This window comes from Myxococcus sp. XM-1-1-1, from assembly GCF_020037095.1.
Lineage (GTDB): Bacteria > Myxococcota > Myxococcia > Myxococcales > Myxococcaceae > Myxococcus > Myxococcus fulvus.
Genome location: NZ_JAIQDH010000004.1, coordinates 350,696 through 374,425 on the forward strand (window position 1 = coordinate 350,696; position 23,730 = coordinate 374,425).

The 23,730-nt window shown below is 69.4% G+C and carries 18 protein-coding genes; 11 read left to right on the forward strand and 7 right to left on the reverse strand.

Annotated elements, in window-relative coordinates:
• Window positions 1-353 precede the first annotated feature (353 nt).
• From K8640_RS11890 to maiA, 3 genes are all read left to right on the forward strand, one after another.
• Entirely contained in the window at window positions 354-941 is a 588-nt protein-coding gene (locus tag K8640_RS11890; protein WP_141326173.1) for a hypothetical protein, read from the forward strand.
• Between the two features lie 120 nt (window positions 942-1,061).
• Complete coding sequence (locus K8640_RS11895; protein WP_074953112.1) at window positions 1,062-2,042, forward strand: fumarylacetoacetate hydrolase family protein; 981 nt, start codon at window positions 1,062-1,064, stop codon at window positions 2,040-2,042.
• Complete coding sequence (gene maiA / locus K8640_RS11900) at window positions 2,039-2,698, forward strand: maleylacetoacetate isomerase (protein ID WP_223747158.1); 660 nt, start codon at window positions 2,039-2,041, stop codon at window positions 2,696-2,698. Before K8640_RS11895 ends, maiA begins: the two co-directional genes overlap by 4 nt.
• 46 nt (window positions 2,699-2,744) lie before the next feature.
• Here the strand turns inward: maiA and K8640_RS11905 are convergent, their stop codons facing one another.
• The gene (locus tag K8640_RS11905) at window positions 2,745-3,161 is read right to left on the reverse strand and encodes an OsmC family protein (protein ID WP_223747159.1); all 417 of its coding nucleotides are present in this window, start codon (window positions 3,159-3,161) and stop codon (window positions 2,745-2,747) included.
• A gap of 117 nt (window positions 3,162-3,278) precedes the next feature.
• On the opposite strand from K8640_RS11905, the gene chrA reads away from it, so the two are divergent.
• Window positions 3,279-4,469: a chromate efflux transporter gene (chrA, locus tag K8640_RS11910; RefSeq protein WP_223747160.1), complete on the forward strand. Its 1,191-nt coding sequence runs from the start codon at window positions 3,279-3,281 to the stop codon at window positions 4,467-4,469.
• Here chrA and K8640_RS11915 read toward each other — a convergent pair.
• The 4 genes from K8640_RS11915 to K8640_RS11930 all read right to left on the reverse strand — a co-directional run bounded on the left by K8640_RS11915 (window position 4,456) and on the right by K8640_RS11930 (window position 8,105).
• Window positions 4,456-4,929, reverse strand: a complete 474-nt coding sequence (locus tag K8640_RS11915; RefSeq protein WP_223747161.1) for a hypothetical protein — start codon at window positions 4,927-4,929, stop codon at window positions 4,456-4,458. The two genes, chrA and K8640_RS11915, sit on opposite strands and share 14 nt — an antisense overlap.
• Window positions 4,926-5,366 carry a hypothetical protein gene (locus K8640_RS11920; RefSeq protein WP_223747162.1) on the reverse strand — a complete coding sequence of 147 codons (441 nt, stop codon included), beginning with the start codon at window positions 5,364-5,366 and terminating at the stop codon, window positions 4,926-4,928. The genes K8640_RS11915 and K8640_RS11920 overlap by 4 nt, the downstream gene beginning before the upstream one ends.
• Window positions 5,367-5,401: 35 nt before the next feature.
• Window positions 5,402-6,895 carry a fused MFS/spermidine synthase gene (locus tag K8640_RS11925; RefSeq protein WP_223747163.1) on the reverse strand — a complete coding sequence of 498 codons (1,494 nt, stop codon included), beginning with the start codon at window positions 6,893-6,895 and terminating at the stop codon, window positions 5,402-5,404.
• A 133-nt stretch (window positions 6,896-7,028) separates the two neighbouring features.
• Window positions 7,029-8,105: a folate-binding protein YgfZ gene (locus K8640_RS11930; protein WP_223747164.1), complete on the reverse strand. Its 1,077-nt coding sequence runs from the start codon at window positions 8,103-8,105 to the stop codon at window positions 7,029-7,031.
• A gap of 38 nt (window positions 8,106-8,143) precedes the next feature.
• On the opposite strand from K8640_RS11930, the gene K8640_RS11935 reads away from it, so the two are divergent.
• The 3 genes from K8640_RS11935 to K8640_RS11945 are packed head-to-tail and all read left to right on the forward strand — an operon-like array spanning window position 8,144 to window position 10,254.
• Window positions 8,144-8,470: a cupin domain-containing protein gene (locus K8640_RS11935; protein ID WP_223747165.1), complete on the forward strand. Its 327-nt coding sequence runs from the start codon at window positions 8,144-8,146 to the stop codon at window positions 8,468-8,470.
• A complete protein-coding gene (locus tag K8640_RS11940; protein WP_223747166.1) occupies window positions 8,467-9,855 on the forward strand; it encodes a thioredoxin domain-containing protein in 1,389 nt (462 codons plus the stop codon). Before K8640_RS11935 ends, K8640_RS11940 begins: the two co-directional genes overlap by 4 nt.
• Before the next feature lie 12 nt (window positions 9,856-9,867).
• Window positions 9,868-10,254, forward strand: coding sequence for a translation initiation factor (locus K8640_RS11945; RefSeq protein WP_141332825.1), 387 nt, complete (start codon window positions 9,868-9,870; stop codon window positions 10,252-10,254).
• A 111-nt stretch (window positions 10,255-10,365) separates the two neighbouring features.
• Here K8640_RS11945 and K8640_RS11950 read toward each other — a convergent pair whose 3' ends face one another.
• Entirely contained in the window at window positions 10,366-11,370 is a 1,005-nt protein-coding gene (locus K8640_RS11950; RefSeq protein ID WP_223747167.1) for an isocitrate dehydrogenase (NAD(+)), read from the reverse strand.
• 133 nt (window positions 11,371-11,503) lie between these two features.
• Complete coding sequence (locus K8640_RS11955) at window positions 11,504-12,280, reverse strand: DUF2270 domain-containing protein (protein WP_223747168.1); 777 nt, start codon at window positions 12,278-12,280, stop codon at window positions 11,504-11,506.
• Window positions 12,281-12,477: 197 nt separating this feature from the next.
• On the opposite strand from K8640_RS11955, the gene K8640_RS11960 reads away from it, so the two are divergent.
• From K8640_RS11960 to K8640_RS11975, 4 genes are all read left to right on the forward strand, one after another.
• A complete protein-coding gene (locus K8640_RS11960; protein ID WP_223747169.1) occupies window positions 12,478-14,544 on the forward strand; it encodes a response regulator in 2,067 nt (688 codons plus the stop codon).
• A gap of 288 nt (window positions 14,545-14,832) precedes the next feature.
• Window positions 14,833-16,104 (forward strand): tetratricopeptide repeat protein, encoded by a 1,272-nt coding sequence (locus tag K8640_RS11965; RefSeq protein ID WP_223747170.1) that lies wholly within the window; start codon window positions 14,833-14,835, stop codon window positions 16,102-16,104.
• Between the two features lie 852 nt (window positions 16,105-16,956).
• Window positions 16,957-23,259, forward strand: coding sequence for an RHS repeat-associated core domain-containing protein (locus K8640_RS11970; RefSeq protein ID WP_223747171.1), 6,303 nt, complete (start codon window positions 16,957-16,959; stop codon window positions 23,257-23,259).
• Window positions 23,256-23,720, forward strand: coding sequence for a hypothetical protein (locus tag K8640_RS11975; protein ID WP_223747172.1), 465 nt, complete (start codon window positions 23,256-23,258; stop codon window positions 23,718-23,720). The genes K8640_RS11970 and K8640_RS11975 overlap by 4 nt, the downstream gene beginning before the upstream one ends.
• Window positions 23,721-23,730: the final 10 nt, after the last annotated feature.

The window sequence follows — 23,730 nt, forward strand, 5'->3', positions numbered from 1 at the left end:
TCAGTGCCCTCGCGCTCCACCCCGCGACGCAAAGGCGCCGTGGTTGGCCGCGCGTCCCGTCCTTCCCGGCAACGTTGGGTGTCGGACGGGCGCCGCCAAGGGAGTGGCCGGAGCACGCTTCCCGTGCGCCGACTCAGCCTTCAACAGCCGCACGCGCTCCGCTTCCCTCCTGCTTCTCGGCCATGCGGGCAGGCTGCTCGGACAGCGGGGGGGCGGGCGCGTCTGACTCGGGTGTGCCCGCACGTCGTCCGGCGGGCGACGGGGCAGGGGGCCGACCTTCCGGCAGGTGGGTGGCACATGCTACGCCGGTGCGTGAAGTCGCCGCTCCTTCCCTCCCCCTGAGGACCTGCTCCATGACGAAGTTCTCGCAGACGTTGCTGGCCGCGCTCGCGCTGTCCCTGCTGCTCCCCTTCGCCTCCGCGCGCGCCTCCGACTATCCGCCCGACTACCCCATCTGCAGCGTCTACGACTCCGTGACGACGGGGCCCTTCGAGGTCATCCGCCACACGCGCCGGCTGCCCGGCCGGCTGGCCACGCTCACCGTCAGCTACCGGGGCTTCCTGCGGGGCCTGTACCCGGACCATCAGATCTCCATCTACGTCAGCCTCAACGGCCGTCAGCAGACGCTGGCCGCGAGCGCGGGCGCGAACAACGACGCCTATGTCTTCCTGAACGCGGGGCCGCGCGCGTGCACCAAGTGCATGCGGTACATGAACACGCCGCTGTGCAACGCGCACTTCGCGGCCGGAGGCCAGGAGGGTGTCTGGGTGTGCGAGCAGCCCTCGGCGGTGGAGAACGACTTGTTCTTCTATGCCTTCGACCAGAACGGCAACCAGAACGCGTGGGACATCCACGTGGCCGCGACGGCCGGCGGCCAGTGGGACAGCAATCTGGGCAACAACTACTTCGCGCGACTGCCGGCGCGGTCGAGCTGCTGGTAGTTTTCCGCCGAGAGCGTTCGCGGGCTGCACCCGAAGCTTGACTCCCCGAGAGCCCCGGCGGAAAAGCCGGGCTCATGAGGCGGCCCCCGCTGTATCCACCGGGCCGCGGGGAGCCCGGGATTGAAGCTCGCGACGCTCAAGGATGGAACCCGTGACGGGCGGCTCATCGTCGTCAAGCGGGACAACTCGGCCTATGCGCTGGCCACCAACGTGGCGCTGACGCTGCAAGCGGCGCTGGATGACTGGGACACGAAGGAGCCGCAGCTGCGCGCGCTCGCCCAGCAGCTGGAGACGGACAGTGTGCAGAGCCGTCCGCTGGACGTGAAGGCGCTGCATGCGCCGCTGCCGCGCGCGTACGAGTGGATTGACGGCAGCGCGTACATCAACCACGTCATCCTGGTGCGCAAGGCGCGCAACGCCGAGCCGCCGGCCACGCTGAAGACGGACCCGCTGGTGTACCAGGGTGGCTCGGGTGACTTCCTGGCGCCCACCGCGGACATCCCGCTGGCGGACGAGGCGTGGGGCATGGACTTCGAGAGCGAGGTCTGCGTCATCCTCGGCGACACGCCGCAGGGGACGAAGGCGGAGGACGCGGGCAAGCACGTCAAGCTGCTGATGCTGGCCAACGACGTCTCGCTGCGCAACCTCATCCCGGAGGAGCTGGCGAAGGGCTTCGGCTTCTTCCAGAGCAAGCCGGCGACGGCGTTCAGTCCGTTCGCGGTGACGCCGGACGAGCTGGGCTCGGCGTGGCGCGAGGGGCGGGTGCACCTGCGCATGCGCTCGGTGCTCAACGGCGTGCAGGTGGGCGACACGGACGCGGGCCCGGAGATGCACTTCTCCTTCTTCGACCTCATCCAGCACCTGTGCAAGACGCGCAGCTACACGGCGGGCACCATCCTGGGCAGCGGCACGGTGTCCAACGCGGACCGCGCGCGGGGCATCTCGTGCCTGGCCGAGCAGCGGATGATCGAGACGATCGAGGAGGGCAAGCCGAGGACGCCCTTCATGAAGCCCGGGGACACCATCGACATCGAGATGTCGGGTGAGGACGGGCAGAGCGTGTTCGGGCGAATCTCGCAGAAGGTGGTGAAGGTCCCATGAAGGGCCTTCGGCTGCACAACTACTGGCGCAGCTCCGCGTCGTGGCGGGTGCGCCTGACGTTGCACCTCAAGGGCCTGCCCTTCGAGTACGTGGCGGTGCACCTGCTGAAGGACGGTGGGCAGCAGAACTCGGACGCGTACCGGGCGGTCAATCCGATGCGCACGGTGCCCACGCTGGAGTGGACGGAGGCGGACGGGACGGAGCGGCGGTTGTCGCAGTCGCTCGCCATCGTGGAGTTGCTGCAGGAGCGCTTCCCCACGCCGCCGCTGTTCCCGGAGGACAGCTACCTGCGGGCGCGGACGCGGATGATGGCGGAGTACGTGAACTCCGGCATGCAGCCGCTGCAGAACCTGGCGGTGTTGCAGCGCATCAAGAGCGAGCTGAAGGGCGACGACAAGGCGTGGGGCGCGTATTGGAACGCCCGGGGCCTGGAGGCGCTGGAGACGATGGTGCAGCCCACGGCGGGACGCTTCTGCGTGGGGGACACCGTGTCGCTGGCGGACGTGTGCCTAGTGCCGCAGCTGTATGGCGCGCGTCGGTTCGCGTTGGACTTGTCTCCGTACCCGACGCTGCTGCGCATCGAGGCCGCGTGCGCGGAGCATCCCGCCTTCCAGGCGGCGCACCCGGACCGTCAGCCGGACGCGGCGCCGGCCTGAGGCGTGGTCGAGGAGCGCCCCGCCGTGGATGGGGCGCTCCGAGCATTCAGGGTGTCGGCGCGAAGGTCGTGTCGATGCGCAGCGCGCGAGAGAGCGTGAGCGTCACAGGCGTCTTCGCGGCGATTTCGAGCAGGCGCGCCTTCTGCTCCTCGGTGATGGCGGGGCCAACCGAGAGCACTCGCTCCACGCGCTCCACGTCGTTCTCGCGCAGCAGCTTGAGCTTCACGGTGAAGGGGCTCAGCTCCCAGCCCTTGCGCGCCGCGTACATCTTCAACGTGATGGCGGTGCACGCGCCCAGTGAGCCCACCAGCAACTGGTAGGGCGCGGGGCCCTGGTCCGCGCCGCCCAGCGCCGCGGGCTCGTCCGCCTGGAAGTGGTGCTTGCCGGTGCGAATCGCCTGCGTGTAGCCGGACTGGCTCTCGACGACGGCCGCCGCGAGCAGCGTGGAGTCATGGGTGGTCATGGCGGACATGAATCCAGGACACGGCCCGGGTGACAAGCGTCCACCCGTCCCACATGCGTCGAGCCACACGGATGTTTCGAGCCACCCTCCCTCTTCCGGGGGTAGCGTCCTCGGTGGATGTCACCCCTGGAGCCCCAGAGCCCCTCCGTGCCGGACCGCGCCGCCGCGCTGCGCGAGCTGGCGTTGCTCTTCCTTCGCCTGGGCACCACGGCCTTCGGCGGCCCCGCCGCGCACATCGCCCTGATGGAGGACGAGGTCGTCCGCCGTCGGCGCTGGCTCACGCGCGAGGAGTTCGTGGACCTGCTCGGCGCGGCCAACCTCATCCCCGGCCCCAACTCCACCGAGCTGGCCACCCACATCGGCCACCGTCGCGCCGGCTGGCCCGGCCTGCTGGTCGCGGGCACGTGCTTCATCCTCCCCGCGTTCCTCATCGTTCTCGGCGTCGCGTGGGGCTACGCACGCTTCGGCGCGCTGCCGGACGTGGGCGCGCTGCTCTACGGCGTCAAGGCGGTCATCATCGCCGTGGTCGCTCAGGCCCTGTGGGGACTCACGCGCACCGTGGTGAAGGGCCCACTCGCGGCCGTCGTGGGAATCGCCGCCGCCACCGCGGCCTTCCTCGGCGTCGATGAGCTGCTCCTGTTGCTGCTGTCGGGACTGGCCGTGTTCGGCTGGCGCGCGGCGACACGTCGCGGAGGAGCCTCGGGGCCTTCGGCTGGAATGCTCGTCGCACCATGGAGCGCGGTGCTCCCGCTGGGCGCCGCGTCGGCGGCAGTGCCCTTCACGCAACAGGGCCTGTTCCTCTTCTTCCTGAAGGTCGGCTCGGTGCTCTACGGCAGCGGCTATGTGCTGCTGGCGTTCCTGCGCTCGGACCTGGTGCAGCGGCTGGGCTGGCTGACCGAGGCACAGCTGCTCGACGCGGTGGCGGTGGGACAGGTGACGCCCGGGCCCGTGTTCACCACGGCCACGTTCATCGGCTACGTGCTCGGTGGGCCCGTGGGCGCCACCGTGGCCACGGTGGGCATCTTCCTGCCCGCCTTCGTCTTCGTCGCGCTCAGCGGCCCCCTGGTGCCCCGGCTGCGCGAGTCCTGGGTGGCGGGGGCCTTCCTGGATGGCGTCAACGTGGCGTCCCTCGCGCTGATGGCCGTGGTGACGTGGCAGCTCGGCCGCGCGGCCCTGGTCGACGTGTGGACCGTGGGGCTCGCCGTCGTGTCGGCCGTGCTGCTCATCCGCTTCCGCGTCAACTCCGCCTGGCTGGTGCTCGGCGGAGGCGCGGTGGGGTGGCTCGTCCGAAGTGCTAGCGGGGCGTGAGCTTCGCCTCGCAGCGGAAGACCTCGACACCGGACAGGTCTGAGCGCCGGTCGATGCATGTCAGCCTCAGGTGCTCTGCCTCGCGCGTCGCCTCGCAGTGACGGTTGCCGTCCACCGCCGTCCCACCCGCGTCGGGCCGCACCACGCCGCCATCCGCGTCCACGTGGAGGGTGTGCGCCCGGTCATGCAACGACCAGTCACCCCGCTTCAAATCCACCTTGGCGCTGGCGCCACCGTACTCGGGGAAGCCCAGGGGCTCGTTTCCCACGGCCGTCAGGTCGCACGAATCCTCGGGGACCCTCAACTGGAAGGAGCCGTTGCCGCCGCAGGTGTTCTCGGTCACGTCGAAGGTGACCTCCTGCGCGTCCTTCTCACAGTCGGGCGCGGAGTCCGCGATGAGCAGGACACCGGTGGCGGCGAGCACTGCGACGGAGGCGAGGTTCCTCAAGAACGGCATCATGATGGAACTCCTGGGGATGCGAGGGGCACGGCCCGCGCCTGGGACAGCAGCGAGGCGCGGCCGTACAGCACGGCGAGGACGACGAAGGGCAGGGTGAGCAGGTCCGAGACATCCGCCACCGCGCGGAAGCCACTGAGCCCCAACGGCGCGCCGATGGGACGCAGCCACTCACAGAACAAGTCCGCGAACGGCTGGGACACCTTGAGCGCGGTGAACAGCCCCGTCGTCATCAGGGCACCCACGCCCAACCTCACGCGGAGACTCCAGCGCGTGACGAGCGCCAGCAGCGCGGACACATAGAGCGGCAGGAAGAAGCAGATGGCCACATCCGACAGCTTCCCGGTGAGCGTGTTGTGGAAGGTCGGCTTGAGGACGCGGTCATTCACCGCCATCAGCACCACGGCCGCCAGCGGCACGGGCGCGAGGAACTCCGACATCGACGGCAGGGGCCTGGTCCCCCACGCGCGCCAGCTCACTTCAGCGCCTCCGAGCCCATCAGCGCCTTGAGGAGGATGGCATCCGTCAACATCTCCACGGGCGCCCGGTCATCCGTGAGCGGCTGCGCCGAGGCCACCGGCTGCAGCTCCCCCACCACGCGTGTCGCCAGGGGCCGCAGCGACAGCGGCAGCGAGGACGTCCGCGCGCTCAACCGCTCCCCCATCCCCTCCGGGCCCGCGTAGAGCAGCGTGTTGCTCTGGTTGCGCGCATCCGCCGCCAGCACCTGCGGGAACACCGTCGCCAGCGTCCCACCCACCGCGCGCACCACCGCGCGCTCATCCCGGAAGCGGCCCACGTTGAAGCACGCCACGCCGCCCGGCTCCAGGTGCGCGGCCACTTCTTGAGCGAACTCGCGAGTCGTCAGGTGGAAGGGCACGTACGGGAAGCGGAACGCGTCCACGATGATGGCGTCGTAGCGCCGCGTGTCCCGGCGCAGGAACGTGCGCGCGTCCGCGATGTGCACCTCCACCTCCGTCCCCAGGCCGAAGTGCTGGCGCGCCAGCTTCACCACCATCGCGTCCAGCTCCACGCCCACCACGTAGGCCCCCGGGTACGTCTCCCGCAGCCCGCGCGCGCTCGTGCCCGCGCCCAGCCCCAACACCAGCACGCGCGGCGTCCGAGGCTCCGCGCGCGCCATCGCCGGCGTCAGCAGGTAGTGCGCGAACACCTCGTCTCTCACCGGCTGGCCCGGCACCCACGTGCTCTGCACCGCGAAGCCCTCGTCGAAGACCAGGCTGCGCGTGCCGCTCGGTGACTCCAGCACCTGGAGGAAGGCGTGTGGCGACTCGGCCACCTCGAGCGCCTGCGGATGTCGGGGCAGCGCGTGTGTCCCCAACACCAGCGCCGCCGCGGGCACCCCCACCGCCACCGCGCGCCACCGCCACCCCAGCCCCCACGTCGCCGTCAGCCCGAGCATCCCCGCGAAGCACGCCATGGCCCGCGCCGTGCCCAGCCACGGCAGCACCACGAAGGCCGCGAGCAACGTCCCGACGATGCTCCCCAGCGTGGACGCCGACGACAGCCTTCCTGCGTGCGCCCCCGCCGATGTCACGCCCCCCAGCCCCACGCGCACCAGGAACGGCCCCACCGCGCCCAGCGCGAGCAGCGGCGGAATCGCCACCACCACCACCAGCGCCACCCGCCCCATGGCCTCCATCGGCCTGCCCGTCATCACCGCCGTCGTGGCCCCCGGCAGCAGCACCCTCGCGAGGAAGGGCAGCGCCGTGAGCAGCAGCGCCGCCACGCCGAGCGCCACCCGGAGTGGCTCCAGCCTCGCGGCCCGGTCCGCCACCCTGCCGCCCAGGTGCGCCCCCAGCGCCAGCCCGCCCAGCACCAGGGAGATGAGCGCCGCCCACACCGGGGTGCTGCTCCCGAAGTAGGGCGCCACCAGTCGCGAGGCCGCCATCTCCGACGCCATCACCGTGGCGCCAGAGAGGAAGGACAACCAGGTCAGCGAGGAGGGCTTCATGGGCGGGGGCGCCAACAGCAAGCCCCGTTCCATATTCAACAGCCCGTAAGTCCGGGCCCCACGGGCAGACACACCGCGAGGCCCGCGACACCCCCGTCAGCGAGCCGTGGCCCGACTGACAGGATTGTCGTGCTCACCCCTTGAAGGGCAGGGCGGCCACCTTCACCGTCGCGGGGCCCTGAGCCAGGGTCAGCTCGGTGCCGGGCTCCAGCGAGTCGCGGTGCACGTACCCCAGGGCCACCCGCTGCCCACCCTGCGCGGGCGAGCGCACCACGCTGGTGAGCCAGCCCACCTTCTTCTCACCGCGGCGCAGCTCCGTGCCCGGCGCCGCCTCCACGTCGCCCAGCAAGAGCCCCGTCAGCTTGCGGTTCATGTGCCCGCGGAAGGTGGCCCGGGCGATGACCTCCTGCCCGATGTAGCACCCCTTGTTGTAGGAGATGGCGGACGGGCCCAGGTCCGCCTCCAGGGGGATGGTGGTGTCCACCATGTCCTGCCCGTAACGGGGCACCCCGGCCTCCACCCTCAAGAGCTCCAGCGTCTCGAAGCCCAGGGGCTTGAGGCCCAGGTCGGCGCCCGCCTGGCTCAAGGCCCGCCACACCGCCTCCAGGCCCGCGCGTGGCACCCACACGTCCACCCCGTGCGGCTCCAGCCGGGTGTTGCCCACCAGCAGGACGTCCTGCCCGGCCAGCGTCCCCGGGCGGGTGGCGTGGTGGGGCAGGGGGGCGAAGTCGGTGCCCAGTACGGCCGTGAGGAGCGCGCCCGTCCGGGGCCCGAGCAGCCGCAAGAGCCCGTGGTCGGCCGTGGCCTCATGCAGCTCGGCGTCCTCGGAGATGAGGTATTTCTCCAGGAACTCCCGGACCTTGGCGCCGGTGCCGGGCTCCACGTCCACGAGCAGGTCCGCCTCCCGCTTGAGGATGCGGGCGTCCGCCACCATGGCCCCCTTCACGTTCACCAGGGCGGCGTAGGCTGCGGTCCCGACGGGGAGGTTGTTCACCTCCTGTGTCACCATTCCATGTAGGAAGGTGACCCGGTCCTCCCCGGTGATTCGGAGGACCTCACGATAGGAGGCATCGTGCAGGGCCACGGCCTCACGGGCGGCCTTGTAGGCGTCCTCGGCGTTCCCGTAGTCGGCCACGACCTCCCGGCCGCCGACCTCGATGAAGCGGCCCCGCGCTTCTTCGTGAAGAAAATGCAGCGACAGCGGTTCCATGTCCGTCGCTATATAGAGGCGAAGGAGCGAATGCCACGATGGATGTGAAGCACCTGTCGTCCTTCCAGGACTTCTCCCCGGAGAAGCTCCGGAAGCACAACGTCTTTCAATCCGAGCGCTTCTTCCTGGATGTCTACTGCCTGGCGCCCGGGCAGGCCCAGAAGCCGCACCACCATGTGACCTCCGACAAGGTCTACGTCGTCCTCGAGGGCACCTGCCGCTTCCGCGTGGGTGCCGAGGAGGAGGTCCACACCGTGGGCGCGGCCGTGTTCGCCCCCGCGGGCGCCGAGCATGGGGTCACCAACGAAGGCCCCGCTCCCGCCCGACTGCTCGTCCTGATGACCCCGCCCCCGGAGCATGCATGAGTTCGAAGTCCTCCTCCCCCAAGGCCCCCGCCACCCCCGCGCCCTCCAAGGCCGCCGTGGCGCTGCTGGTGCTGGGCGTGGCCGCGAGTGCCCTGTCCATCTTCCAGTGGAGCCAGCTGCTCACGCTGCGCGCCGGCGGCGCCACCGTGTGCGGCGTGTCCGACACGGTGAACTGCGAGACGGTGTGGAACTCGCCTTTCGCCACCCGGTTGCATGAGCTGTTCGGCATCCCCGTCGCCGGCCTGGGGCTGGTGTGGGGGCTGACGGTGGTGGCGCTGTCGGCGGTGTACCTGGCGCGCGAGCGCTCGGGCAAGTCGGTGGCCCCGGCGTCGCAGGGGCTGAAGCTGACGGCGCTGGCGGGCGTGGCGTCGGTGTTCGTGTTCGCCTTCGCCAGCTACCAGACGGGCGTGGTGTGCCCCACGTGCCTGGGCACGTACGCGCTGGTGGCGCTCATCGCGGGCGTGGCCTTCAAGGGCCTGCCGAGCGTGGCGGGCGAGTGGGGCCCGGCGCTGGGCTGGACGGTGGGCGCCACGGTGCTGGTGTTCGTGGCGGTGGCCCTGCCGGGTCGCTCGCTGTCGACGCCCGCGCCCAAGGCGGGGGCGCTGCTTCCGCCCGCGCCCACGGAGGCGTCGGTGAACGCCACGACGGGGGCGGCGAGCGCGAACAGCTCGCCCGCGTCGCTGGAGGCGTACCTGAAGGGGCTGCCGATGGACCAGCAGCAGTTCATCTCCAACGCGCTGGCGATGTACCGCCGGGACACGCCGAAGCCCGCGGCGGCGCCCGCGCGCCGCCTGTATGGGCCGGCGACCGCGCCGGTGAAGATCGTCGAGTGGACCGACAGCAAGTGCCCCCACTGCAAGTCATTGGTGGAGGAGCTGGCGGTGCTCAAGAAGCGCGTGCCGGAGGGCAAGCTGTCCCTGGAGGCGCGGCAGTTCCCGCTGGACGGCGCGTGCAACCCGGCGATGCAGCGGCGCGGGCCGGACGCCCCCACGGTGCGGTGCGTGGCGGCGAAGGCGCAGATCTGCCTGGAGGGCGCGTCGGACTTCTGGGAGCTGCGCGAGAAGCTCTTCGCGGCGCAGGCGATGCTGGACACGGAGCGGGTGATGGAGATCGCCTCGTCCGGCTCGATGTCCCGCTCTCAGCTGGAGTCGTGCCTGGCGAGCGCGGACACGGCGGCGAAGCTGCAGGAGGACACGTCGTACGCGCTGCGCTACCACTTCACCGGCACGCCGCTGGTGGTGGTGAACGGCCGTCAGGCGCTGCCGTCGGCGCCGTTCCTGTACGCGCTGGTGATGGCGGAGGGCAACCCGAGCGCGCCCGCGTTCGACGTGCTGCCGCCGCCGCGCGCCATGCCGATGGACGACCACGCGGGCCACAACCACTGAGTCCCGGACGCCATGGGCAAGCGTGACAAGAAGGACGCGCCCGCCGCGCCCCCGGCTCCGTTCCACAACCCCTTCGCCGCGCTGGCGGCGAAGCGGGAGGAGCTGCCGGTGGGGACGGTGGCGCCCGTGGCCGCGCCCCCGAGCAAGTCCGAGCCGAAGGGCCCGGCGCGCGCGGTGGTGCGCATGGAGCGCAAGGGCCGCGGTGGGAAGGAGGTCACCGTGGTGGAGCACCTGGAGCTGCCCGCGCCCCAGCGCGAGGTGTGGCTCAAGGCGCTGAAGAACTCGCTGGGCTGCGGCGGCGTGGTGGAGGACGACACGCTGGTGCTCCAGGGCGACCAGCGCGAGCGGCTCCCCGCGCTGCTCGAGGCGCGCGGCGTGCGCAAGGTGACGGTGGGCTGACGAGGCGGGCCCTTCGCTTCGCGGCTCGGTGGACGTCGTCCCCTGGCCACGAAAAAGCCCGGGCGCCTTCGACAGGCGGCCCGGGCTCGGGGTGCCACGGCTTCGTGACGACTACAGCGCGGCGATGATGGCGTCGGTGAACTCGCGCGTGGTGGCGCCGCCGCCCAAATCACCCGTGCGGACCTTGGCCTCGGTGTAGACCTTGTGGATGGCGTTCTCCATCCGGCGGGCCTCGTCGCGCATGTCCAGGTAGTCCAGCATCATCACGGCGGACATCATCAGCGCCGTGGGGTTCGCGATGCCCTTGCCCGCGATGTCCGGGGCCGTGCCGTGCACCGCCTCGAAGACCGCCGTGCGCTCGCCGATGTTCGCGCCGGGCACCACGCCCAGGCCGCCCACCAGACCCGCGCACAGGTCGCTCACGATGTCGCCGTACAGGTTCTCCAGCACCATCACGTCGAAGCGCGTCGGGTCCTTCACCAACTGCATGCAGAGGTTGTCGATGATGACTTCCTCGTAGTGGATCTCCGGGAACTCACGGCCCACCTTGCGGCAGCAGTCCAGGAACAGGCCGTCCGACAGCTTCATGATGTTGGCCTTGTGGACGGCCGTCACCTTCTTGCGGCCGTGCTTGCGCGCGTACTCGAACGCGAACTTCGCGATGCGCGTGGAGGCCTTCTCGGTGATGATCTTCAGCGCCTCGACGACGCCCGGGACGATGATGTGCTCCAGGCCCGAGTAGAGGCTCTCCGTGTTCTCGCGCACCACCACCAGGTCCACGTTCTCGTAGCGCGTCTTCACGTTCGGCACGCTCTTGACGGGCCGCAGCGACGAGTACAGGTCCAGGCGCTTGCGCAGGCCGACGTTCGCGGAGGGAAGTCCGCCGCCCACCACCGTGCCCGTGGGGCCCTTGAGCGCCACGCCGCTGCGCAGCACCGCCTCCACCGACTCGTGGGGCAGGTTGGTGCCGTACTTCGCCACCACCTCCGTGCCCGCGTCCTTGTACTCGAACTCGAGGGGAACCTTGAGCGCCTCGAGGACGCGAATGGTGGCCGCCATCACCTCGGGGCCGATGCCGTCGCCATTGAGGACCGTAACAGTGCGCGTGTTCGCCATGGGTGCGGATTCACAGCACAAATCCCCCGCTCCCGGAAGAACGAAAACTTCCAGCCGGACAGGTCGGCACATGGGGGCCATGAGCATGCCGAACCCTTCGGGGCCACCCGGCCTGCGAGCGAGGGCCGGGGCCTCAGTGCTCGGACGCCGCGTCCGGGCGACGGGGGGCCCTGCGGGTCGGCCGGTGCCGGCGGCGGATGGCGTAGGGCCGGTAGAAGGACTCCCACAGCGCGGCGCGTCGTCCCCGGGGCCGGGTGCGCAGCTCGCCCAGGGGCGCCCGGATGAAGAACGAGGAGATGAACAGGTAGGCGGCGCCGATGGTGATGAGCGCCAGCACCGCCATGACCAGGAACCCGGGTATCCACGCCACGTGGGCCCGGGCGACGAACTCGCCGAAGTCCTCGGGCGGCTTCGGGTGGCTGTAGACCTTGAAGAACCAGGTCATGAGCAGGACCAGCAGGATGGGCCCGTAGGTGCGGTTGAGCCGCGTGGAGATGGCCGACATCAGCGACAGCTGGATTTGCGGCCGGGACATCTCCACCGCCAGCTCGCGCAGGGCGTCCGGGTCCACCGGCTCGCGGCGCAACATGGGGGCCCACCAGCCGTCCTCCAACAGGCGCACCCGCCGGTTCCACAGGTCGTAGTAGCGGTAGCGGCGCGCCTCGACGAGCAGGAAGGACACCACCATCCAGATGCCGACGAGGAAGGTAACGTGGGAGCTCTGCGGCGTGGCGAAGCCGAGCGAGATGACGGCGGCCGTCGTCGTCAGCGCCCAGTTGGTGGTGGTGTCCAGGCGCGTGCGCCAGGTGTCGGAGCGGCTCAGCTCGCCCCGGAAGAGCTGCGCCATGGCCTGCTGCGACAGCCATGGCGACTCCAGGAGGTCGTTCTTGATGGGCTCGTTGAGGGGCATCCGTTCCTGGAAGGTGGGCTGACGCGCCAGCGGGTGCAACGGCTCGCCCGGACGCCAGGGGGCGATCCGCGCGCCTTCCGCGAACGGCCCGTCGAGGGGCAGCCGACCGGACGTGTCTGGACGGCGTCGGGGACGGGCAGGCGGGCGGGCGCCTGGGTGGCCATGGCGGGCGGCCATGCACACCTTGGCTTTTCAACGTGGCCCGTCTCGACCCCATCGAAGCCTTGTCGGAGCTGCTCCAGGGAGAGCAGGAGCGTGTGACGCGCCTGTGGGCGAAGCGTCTGCGCGCGGAGGTGTACGAGGTGGAGATTCCGGGCCGCGACTTGCGCGCTCCCCTGCGGCGACTGGTGGGGGAGATGGCGCGGCTGCTCAAGGACCGGGGCGAGGACGCGGTGCGGCTGTGGCCGGAGGTGGCGCGCTCGCACGGCGCGGACCGGTACACGCAGAACTTCGAGTCCGAGGACCTCACCCGCGAGTTCAAGTCGCTGGAGGAGGTGCTGCTGCACGTCTACGCGCGCCACCACGGTGGGCTGATTGAGCCCGAGGTGGCGGGCCTCATCGCGGAGCTGGTGTGGGAGGGGGACGCGGCGGCGCAGGCGTCGTACGCGCGGATTCTAAAGACGGAGGAGGTGCGCTTCCGGGAAGCGGCGGTGATGGAGTCGGTGCTCAACCACGTGGACGTGGGCATCCTCCTGGCGGAGGTGGACGGCACGGTGTCCTTCGCCACGCCGCCGGTGAGCCGGCTGATGGGCGTGCCGATGCGCGCGGTGGTGGGCGGGCGCGCGGTGAACACGCTCGCGCCGGTGCTGACGCAGGTGAACGCGCGGCACGCCTCGGGTGAGCCCTTCAAGGTCGCGGACATGCCCTTCGTGCGCGCGCTGAAGGAGCAGGGCCCGGTGCGCGGGGTGATGATGGTGGTGGAGCGCCCCGGCGGTGGCGAGGTGACGCTGGAGATGAGCGCCACGCCCGTGTGGGAGGAGGAGGGCGAACTCGCGGGCGCCATCCAGACCTTCACGGACCGCACGGAGTCGGCGAACAAGACCAAGGCGCTGGAGAGCGCGTACGGGGAGCTTCGCCGGCTGCAGGGGCGGCTGTTGCAGCGCACGCGTCAGCAGGCGCTGGGGCAGCTGGCGGGTGGCGCGGCGCACGCGCTCAACAACTTCCTCAACGTGCTGCGGCTGCGAATCACGCTGTTGCAGCGCGAGTACAAGCCCGAGCACCTGGACGCGCTCGACAAGACGGTGCAGCAGATTGGCGAGCTGGTGGCGCGGCTGCAGGAGTTCAACGTCCAGCGCACCGAGGAGCGTCCCGTCGACGTGAAGGTGGACCAGACGGTGCGCGAGTCGCTGGAGCTGGCGCGCGGCGAGCTGGAGCAGCGCGAGCACCCGGTGTACGTGGAGCTGGACCTTCACGACCCGGGGGCGGTGCGCGCGGACGCGGCCTTCTTCCGCGAGCTGGTGGTGAACCTGCTGCTCGCGGCGCGGGACAGGATGGAGGAGGGCGGGCACCTGAAGGTGACGACGCGCGAGGAGGGCCCCGCGTGGCTCTCGCTGCGCATCCAGGACCAGGGCCCGTCGTATGCGTCGGAGGAGCTGTCGCACCTGTTCGACCCGCTGCGCAGGGACCCGGGGGCGCCGCAGCTGTCCTTGTACCTGGCCGTGGCGCGGGCGCAGGTGCAGCGCTGGGGCGGCGAGCTGACGGCGGAGAACGTGTCTTCGGGGAGCGGCGCGACGTTCGTGGTGCGGCTGCCCCGGGTGCGCGTGCAGTCGCCGAACGAGCCCACGCCGCCTCCGGAGAGCGTGACGAGGCCCCCGGTGTCGGCGCCCCGGCGCTTCCAGCAGACGCGCCGCGTGCTGGTGGTGGACGATGATTTGGACAACGCGCGGATGATGGCCGAGGTGCTGGGGGAGGAGGGCTACGAGGTTCAGGTGGCCCACGACCCCACCGTGGCGTTGGGCATGTGGGACCGGCGCCGCTACGACGCGGCCCTGCTGGACGCGGTGATGCCGGAGATGAGCGGCTGGGAGCTGGCGCGCGAGCTGCGCGAGAAGTCTCCCCAGGCGCTGCTCGCCATCGTCACGGGCATGGACGTGCGTGGTCAGAACCGCGCGAATCTGGCCCTGGTGGACGCGGTGTTCCGCAAGCCCATCGACGTGGGCGCGCTGGATGACTTCCTCGCGCAGACGGATGGTGGGGAGGATGAGGAGGACACGTCGCCGGACGAGGAGGCTCCCGCCAGTCCGGGGCCGGATTCACAGCACTAGCGTGCTGCTGTGACTGTTCCGCGGTGGAGCACCGACAGGGGCCGCCGCCGGCCCTCCACCGCGGCCTTCGCCTCGCGCCGTCATGCGCCAAGTCAGGACGGGCATGGTGCCCGCAGGACCCTCTACCCACCATCCAACATCAGGGCATGTGAGTGTTTCCTGTTGGGTTGTTTGTCCATTCCGTCGGTGGGTATTCCCTGACGCCGTGGGGTGGTTGTCTGGCGTTGGGTTTGCGGGCGCGGTGCGGGGTGGTTCTTGAATCGGGCCCGGGCGTCTAGAGTCGCGGGCGTGAGCTTCTTGCTGGAAGTGGAGCGCATCCGCCGCAAGGTGGAGGCGGGTGAGGTCCTGAGTGACGCGGAGCTGGAGGTGCTGCGCGCGCGGGTGAGGGATGAGGACGGGCCGACGCCGCGCCTGGCGGTGGCGCATGCCCTCATCAACGCGGGCGCGGAGCGTGAGGCCCTGCCGCTCCTGGAGGCCCTGCGGCGGGACTTTCCCCAGCACGTCCCGGTGCAGTTGGGGCTCGCCCGGGCGCTCCTGGGGTTGGAGCGGCACGGAGACGCGGAGGCGCTGCTGCGACAGGTGCGCGCGCGGGAGCCGGACGACCCGGAGGTCCTCAAGGTGCTGGCCGTGCTGGCCCTGCGCAGGGGCGAGATGGACAAGGTCCAGGCCTACGTGAAGGACGCGCTGGCGAGGGATCCGTTCGACGCGGAGGCGCGGCTGTTGAAGGAGGAACTGGAGGCCGCGGACCTGCCTCCGCCGCCGGTGCCCCAGGAGCAGGTGCTCCGCCCGGAGTTCACCGCCGCGCTGGCGGGGGCGCTCACCCGCGCGCGCGTGGCGTTCCGTCGGCAGGGCAAGGACCTGCTGGTGAAGCTGGCGTCGGGCGGCGTGGGGCGCGTGGACCTGGGCTCGCTGTACGCCGCCTATCAGGAGGCGCCGGGCACGCAGGGGCTGGCGGCCTATGTCGAGGCGCTGGCGGTACGGCTGGGCGGACTGGACTCAGGGCTCGGGGCGTCGGATGCGGCGTCGCTGGAGGCGAGGCTTCGGCCCGTGCTGCGGCCGGCGGACTTCGCGGCGAAGGCGGTGGGTGCGCTGCACCGTGAGGGGCCCGCGGGGCTCTCGGTCTTCTATGTGCTGGAGGACGCGGACTTCGTGCGCTACCTGCCGGAGTCGGCGCTGAAGGACTCGGGCCTGACGGTGGAGGCGGTGGACGCGGCGGCGTGGAGGAACCTGGAGCCCGCGCCCGTGAAGCCCGTCATCATCGACCGGGGCGAGGTGCGGCTGGCGGAGGGCTTCTCCGGCCTGTGGGCGGTGGCTGGCGGGGATGGGCTGGACGGCGCGCGGATGCTCACGGCGGGGCAGCGACGGCTGCTCACGGACCAGGTGGGCGAAGGCGCGCTGTACGTGTCCCTGGTGCGGCGCGAATTGGCGCTCGTGGCTCGGGTAGCCGACAAGTCGGCCTGGGAAACCCTGGCGGATCTGGTGCCGACCTCGGAGGGAATCGAAGGCCTTTACCTCCTGTCCCCTGAAGGGCTCACCAGAGACCGGGCCGCCGAGGACTGAGGGGCGGACGGACGCGCCTGAGAACCTGGTTCCGGTGGGGGCGCAATGGCTGCGCGTGGGAGGAACGCAAAGGCCTGCGGCTTCCGCGATGTGACAATGATTGGCGTGAGCGTTTTCTCAGGCTCGAGTATTGAGTTGATTTGAAGCTTCATGTTACTGAAACGCGGTCTGTGAGCCCTGTGAGGTGGGTTTGACTCCGGGTGAGCAGGCATGGATTCTGTGTGGATTTCGCGCTGTAAAGAATGGGACCATGAAGCTCTCGAGTCGAAGCCTGGAAGTCTTCGTCGTGGCAGGACTGTTGTCACTGGGGTGCAGTGGAAGCGGAGAAGAGCCCACTTCGCCAGCGAAGGAGCGCGGAGTCGAGGCCTCCCCTGTCTTCGGTGAACACCGCGTGAGGGAACCCGCCCAGAAGGGGCTGGCGGCGGTGGGGATGGACTGTACGGCGAGTGGAAAGGCCGAGTGCGCTTCCGGCCTCTGTCTGCACACGGGCAAGGACCCGGGCGAAGGGTACGTATGCAGCAAGCCCTGCGCTGCGCCCGCGGATTGCCCCTCGGAGTGGCGCTGTGCCCAGCTTCAGCCGGCCTCTCAGGCACGGGTGTGCATCCCGCCCGCGCGCTGAGCGCCGCCGCTCTTCACCGACAAGCCTTCCCTGACATTTTCGTACGCCTGTTCCAGACAACCGGACGACTTTCCATGCCTTCTCTCTTCAGGAGCTTGATGCTCCTTGCGGTCCTCTTGTGCGCTGAGTCCGCGAACGCGCAGCGTTGTTCTCCACCGGCATCGCGCGCATGTACCACCGAAGGTGGCTGCATCGGGCAGCAGACATGTCTTCAAGACCCGGAGCGGCCGGGCGTGGGCGAGTGGAGCGAGTGCGGCGCCACGTACGCCCACCAGGCTTGTAGCCAGTGCGGCACGGGGGGCTATGCGGTCTGCAACCAGTACGGGGAGCTGGGCCCCTGCAGGCCCGTGACGCCACTGGGCGGGGAGGTCTGTGGCAACCTCTGTGACGACAACAACAGCGGCGTCGCGGACGAGACTTGCGCCGGCTCGGAGACGTTCGACTATTGCGAGCCGAAGAGTGGAGGCGGCTACACGCGCTGGACATGCGCCTGTGGGGACAACCTCGATGTCGGCTACTGCCTGGGCTCGGCGGACTCCCAGTACGCTTGCTCCAGCCCGGAGGGCTGCATGAAGGCGCCGGCCTTCGGGACGAGTGGCGCCTCCCAGGGCGGAGGTAACTTCCGCTGCTGTGTCTCCAGCCTGCCGTGCACCAGCGGGGGGTACGTCTCGGGGGAGTTCCATTGCGCCTATGGAGGCAACCAGCAACTCCAGTACGAGTGTGCACCAGGGGCCTCCTGCGCCGACGCCAACCAATGCGGCAATATCTGTGAGGCCTTGGCTCCGAGCATCAATGCGACGACGGGGCAGGCCTCCGGGCATGGCACCGTGTGCCGGCCCGGTAGCTATAGCGATGCCTGCACCGCGGCACAGGGAGGGCTGGGTTCGGCGTCCTCCACGGGGGGCGTCAGGGCCATGGAGGACCGGGAGGCCTGTGCCGAGGTGGTCCATCCTGACGGCTTCGTGGAGAGTGAAGTCTGCACCGCGATGCCCTCCGTCACGCTCCCCGTGCCGGGACATACCCTGAACACCCGGCGCCCTGGCGGCGTGAGCGCACCTCGTTCTGGTGGCGGTGGCGGTGGCGGTGGCGGCCCGGGTCGAAAGAACATCCCTTCGCCGGAGCAGTGTGGTCCGGCTGCGGGAGGCGCCTCGACCTCCGCGCTGGCACAGTCGCAAGCGCCGGGCATCGCGCTGAGCGACCTGACCACCCGCTATGCGCAGGTGGACGTCAGCCTCCAGGGGTCGGTGGGAGAGCTCAGCTTCGTTCGCAAGTACGTCTCCAGTGATTGGACCTGGAAGTACATGTCCATGTTGAACGCGGGCGCCGCGCCCTTCCTGGCCAGCCCCTTCGGCGCGAGCCCCACGTCCCGTGGCTCGTTGCGCTGGTGGCATGGCTTCTACAGCTTCGTGCGCCCCAAGAGCTTCATCCCGGGGGTGAGCACCTGGGCTGTCAGGGACACGGATGGCGCCGCGCTGGAATATACGGCGTGTGACCCGGGCACCACCGGGTGCTTCGCCACGCCGCGTCCCACGACGCAGTGGTCCTCCTCCCAGTTGTTCTGGACGGGGGGCGCGCCGGGCAGCTTCATCCTCATCCAGCCCGGAGTGGGTCGCTTCGTCTACTCCTCCGTGTGGCAGGCGTCGCAGCCCTTCTTTCCGAACAAGTACTTCCTGACGCGGGTGGAGGACGAGGTTCTCTCGGGGACGGGCTCGCCTCGCGTCCGCCTGACGCTGCAGTACGCGGCGCCCTCGCTGCCGGACTGCCCCGGCCTGAGCGCCACGGGTAATGGCGTGCCTTTCCTGGACACGGTGACGTCGGCGGATGGCGCGAGGCTCAAGCTCTACTACAAGCAGGTGAAGAGCCACCATGATGCGGTGGACCCGGCGGGGAGCCCCCAGGGCAACGAGTGCGTCATCGACAGGCTGGCGCTGCGCGACAACCCGAACTCGGGAAGCACGGCGGAGACCGTCGTGGCGCGCTTCAACTACGTCAAGGTCGGCACCCTCGAGTACGCGGGGGCCCTCCAGTCCGTCGTCTACCCGGAGACTGGAGACGTCCTCACGTACGCGGACAATGGCGGGACCTCCTGGTCGGTGAGTGAGAACGAGGAGGAGGTCGGCGCCCACACCTATCTGGATGGAAAGGTCTCCGCCGCCACGACTGCCTCAGGCGGGGCGATGTCCATGGGCACGTCGACGGGGGGCTGCCCCCTCTCTCAGTCCACGGGCTCCATGGACTGCACCCCCACCGCCACGCAGTCCATGCTCGCGGGCGACAGTGCCGGCACCCAGGTGGAGGTGAAGCGGACCTACAACACCCGGTGGCTCACCCAGCTCCCCTACCTGGACGTCAACGGGGCCACGGAGACGTGCGTCTCCGGTAACTGCGCGAGCTTCGCCTCCGGGACCTATGTCTCGCTGCGGGAGGACCTGCAGGGCAGTTTCCTGTACCACTGGTACGACCAGAGCAAGTCGGGGCGGTCGCACATCTTCAGTCCCGTGGTGGCGACCAACAGCACCGCGTCGTCCGTGATTCCCCAGCCGCTGGCCTTGGAGTCACGCTCTTTCGGCGCTTCGGCGCCCGGCAACCCCTCGTCGGCGGTGTACAGCGAGCGGACCGAGTACGCGTACGGCGCCTTCGCCTCGGGCGCGCCGGTGGAGCCGTTCAAGCCCCTGGTGACGGAGCGGGACGTGCGGGCCTCCGTGCTGGTGCCGGGGCAGGAGACGGTGGTGACGAGCTCCTATGACACCCTCACGCACCGACTGAAGTCCACCATTCACGAGGGCTACACGGAGAGGTTCGACGTCGGCACGCAGACCTGGAGCGGCCCCGTGAAGCGCTACGTGGGAACATTCTACTTCAATCACCACAAGTGCTCGGGGCAGACGGACACCGGCGACGCACGGGTCCTCGAGGTGCATGGACCCTGCGAGGTCGCGGGCCTGGGCGCCACCGACTGCGCCGGCAATGACTTCCCCATCACCCAGTACCACTTCTACGGGGGCCCGGCGGTCGAGCTGTCCAACCGCGCCAACCGACTGTGGAAGATCAAGAACTTCGTCAACCACGGAGGGCCCACCCTCTGCTCGAACCAGGCGGCGCTCGAGACGGTCTTCAACGATTACGACGCGCGAGGCAATGCCACGCAGATCACCGACCCTTCGGGCGTGGTGACCTCGTACCTGTACACGGGGGGGCGGTTGGACCGGACGACCGTGAACGGGTTGGCGACGAACTACCTGTATGACGGCGCGGATGTCACCGCGGTGCAACTGCCGACGGGGGGCTACTCGGTGCGCTGCTACCGCAAGTGGACCGCGCCGGGGACCGCCTGCAACACGGGCTTCAAGACGAGTCACGTCCAGTGGGAGGCGATCGCCGCGGACGCGCAGGGGGTGGACTGGAGCGAGGCGGTCGTCTTCACGCGGTGGACCACGGCAGGGGAGCCGCTGAAGACGGCGGAGTATCGCAGCCGCGGTGCCAGTGGCGTGGTGGAGACGCGCAGGGTGGTGGAGTACCACCCTGACCCTCATGGCCGTCCCACGTACTCGCGCTTCGGGACGGGGAGCGGCGCGTTCACGAGTGTCGCCGCCTTCAACAAGGACGACGAGGTGACGGGCCTCGGTCTGCCGTTCAACGGCGCCCCGGACTTCTGCTTGAACACCCAGACGCAGGCACTGTCCGAGCTGTGCGCGAGGTTTGGCCGTGATGGAGGCGGACGGCTCACGAGCTTCACGGAAGCTCCGAGCACGGGAGTCACGCAGGCGTCCACCTTCGCATATGACGTCCATGGTCAGGTCCGCTCGGTGCGAACGGGCTGCTCCGACGCCGCCACCTGCCAGACCCCTGAGTCGACGTATCAATATGACGACTTCGGCAACGTGGTGAGGGTGCAGTTGCCCGGCACGCTGGGCCCGGTGCGCTATGCCTACAACGCGCGCGGCAACCTCGTGCTGAAGCAGACGGAGACCATGCGGCAGGCTGGCGAGTGGCAGCAGTACTCCCATGACCTGCTCTCTCGGCCCAAGGTCGTCACGCGCGAGGCTCCCAGCACCCCCGGACATGACTCGGAGGACCTCTATGCGCTGGGCTATGACTCGGAGGGCGGGCCGCTGCCGGCTTCATGCAACCGGTATGACGGCGAGGTGGTGAACCAAAACTCCCTGGGACGGCTGAGGTTCCGGGAGGACTCCTTCGGCCGTACCTGGTACCGCTATGACGCCTCCGGCCGGGTCCTGGGGGAGATGCGGCAACGGAGTGGGGAGGCCGCCTGCGACCGCACGCTGGAGACGATGTACCAGTATGACGCCGCCGGCAGGATGGTCGGGATGACACATCCCCATGGGCGCGCTGTCCGCTATGTGTACGGGACAGGGGCGAGGGCGCATCGTGTCTCCTCCATCGCCGTGTCGTTCTTCACCACGGGCGGTGCGGCGGAGCGGACGGTGGTGAGCAACATTGCCTGGGAGCCGTACGGTGGATTGCGCGGCTATCAGATGGACTTCTCGAATGGGGGCGCTCAATCGGTGGAGTACGCGCTGGGCGACGATGGCTCGGTGGCGCCGTCGGGCTGTGCGGCTGCCTTCCCCTCGGCGATGGCCTCGGACAAGACGGGCCGCCTGCGCTCGCTGCGAGTGTCCTCGGGAGCCTTCACCCCAGGCGCTGGAAGTGGGGGCACGTACAAGCGGACGTACACGTGGCAGGCGGACCAGGTGGCCCGCATCGACACCTGTCTGATGGGGGGCACCACGCCCCGCACCGAGCTGTACAGTCATGATCGGACGCTGCGGCTGACCTCGGCGACGCGGCCCGGCATGAACGACGACGCCGCGGGGGGGGCCTTCGCGTCACAGTCATTCGGTTACGACCGCCGTGGAAACCGTACGGTCCAGTCGTCCAACTCAGTCAACCTCCTGATGACATACGGCACCGCTCCAAGCGCGGTGGACCAGTTGCTGAGCGTGACGCCCCAGCATGACGCCCACCAGCGGGTGAGCTACGCGTACGATGCGGACGGGCGGGTGGAGCGCAAGGAGTCAGGTCTCTATAGCTCCAATCTCCCCGCCCATGTCCTGGACATGGACTACGGGCCGGCTGCGGCCACGGGCAAGGGCTCGGCGCGCGAGACGGTGTTCCGCACCGTGTCGGTGAACGGGCTGGCGTACCAGTACTTCTACGACGCGTTTGGCCGTCGCCGTGCGAAGTCGCATCCGGTGAATGGTGTGAAGGACGAGTTCTTCCACGACGTCTCCAACTCGCTGCTGGTGGACCAGGGATGGAAGGACGTGCTGGACCCCGACTACCGCACGGTGGACGACTACGTCTGGCTGGCGGGGCGCCCTCTGCTGGTGGTGCGCGGCAGGCTGGATGCGAGCGCGAACGTGCGTCTACCGGACACGTCCATGGAGTGTGGACGTGACGGAGAGCAGGTGGCTTGCGGTGAGCGCTTCATCGTGACGGACCACACCGGCAAGCCGGTGCTGATGTTGGACTCCGTCGGGCGCGTGGCGGGAGCGGCGGACTACGAGCCGTCCGGCCACGTCAACCGCAGGGCGGTGCACGAGGCCACGCCCCATCCCTATCCGGACGATGACAGCGAGTCGATTGCCGCCTTCAGTCAGCCGCTGGACACCAGCCTGGTGAAGGTGCGGATGCGGGCCATCTTCCAGTTGGTGGACATGGATGATGACGTGAACGGCCCGGACTCGGTGACGCTGTACGACAACGGAGTGGGAGTTCCTCTCTCCAGCTACAGCGGGGTGGAACTGGGGCGGGTGGTGACGGATTGGGTGTTGCCGTCCACGGGCAGCATCACGGTGGGGTACGCCGCGAGCCCCGCGGGTCCGCAGCCCAATGTCCATACGGGTGTGGTGGTGGAGGCCTACGAGTACCAGCGCTACCAGAATGGCGCGCAGCCCTTCTGGATTCCCCTGCGCAGTCCCGGCCAGTACCACGATGCGGAGACGGACCTCTTCGAGAACTGGAACCGCTTCTACGACCCGAGCATCGGACGGTACCTGCAGCCGGAGCCGTTGCTGATGGATGCCCGGTTCGCGGCCACGCGCGCGGCGGCTGGTCTGAGCACGCCCACCTACGCGTATGTGAGCAACAACCCCATCAACCGGGTGGATCCGACCGGACTGTACGACACGGGGGTCGGCGACATCCTCGCCTACAACGAGATGACTCCTGAGGAGCAGGTTCAAGTGGATGCCGCCCAACAGACTGTCGGCGTCTTCTATGGGACCTTCTTTGCCGCCTACTCGGCCCCGGCGGTCCTCGCCTCAGTGTCCGCCGTGTCGGCGCCCGTCGTGAACTCGGCGACCAGCAGATACGTGTCTGCCTGCACGACCTTCCGGACCTATTGGTTCCGCTACGATGCTATTGGGGATTGGAAGAACAACGGAGTCAAGCAGAGTGGGCCTCATTTCCATATGGACCCGTTCCCTGGCAGCAAGGAGTTGATGCGGTGGCACCTCCCGCATCAGTTCAACCAGTGGAGGCACAACTTCATGTCGATCTGGAGGCGGCCATGACCGAGGAGAAGGGCCTGTCATTCGAGGAATGGGCGCTTGGGCCCAGCGCCAGGGCGCCTGGATGGGATGCGGTCGAGGAGTTCATGTCGAGTGAGGCCTTCCAGAAGACTGCTTCGGGGGTGCTGATCTTCGACAGGCCCGATGCTCGAGGTGGATTCGTCTTGTCGCTGAGGCTGGCTGCTCCCCTTCAAGGGGCTTCGGGGCGCAGCGAGGTGGTCAAGGCGATGAGGCGCGATGCGCTCTCGGTCTTGCTCCTGGATGAAGAGTTCGTCTTCCAGGAGCATTTCCCCACCTACGACAGGGTCGCCATCGGCGCCCTCACGGATCAGGAACATCCGAACCTGTTTGGTGACCATGTCGCGGGGCTCGCGAGCGCCATGGCGTCATCCCGGTCCGCGCTGGTGATTTGGCACGATGGCGATCCCATCATCCTGATTCGGAAGGGGGCCTCTCCCGAATGAAGGTTTGTGC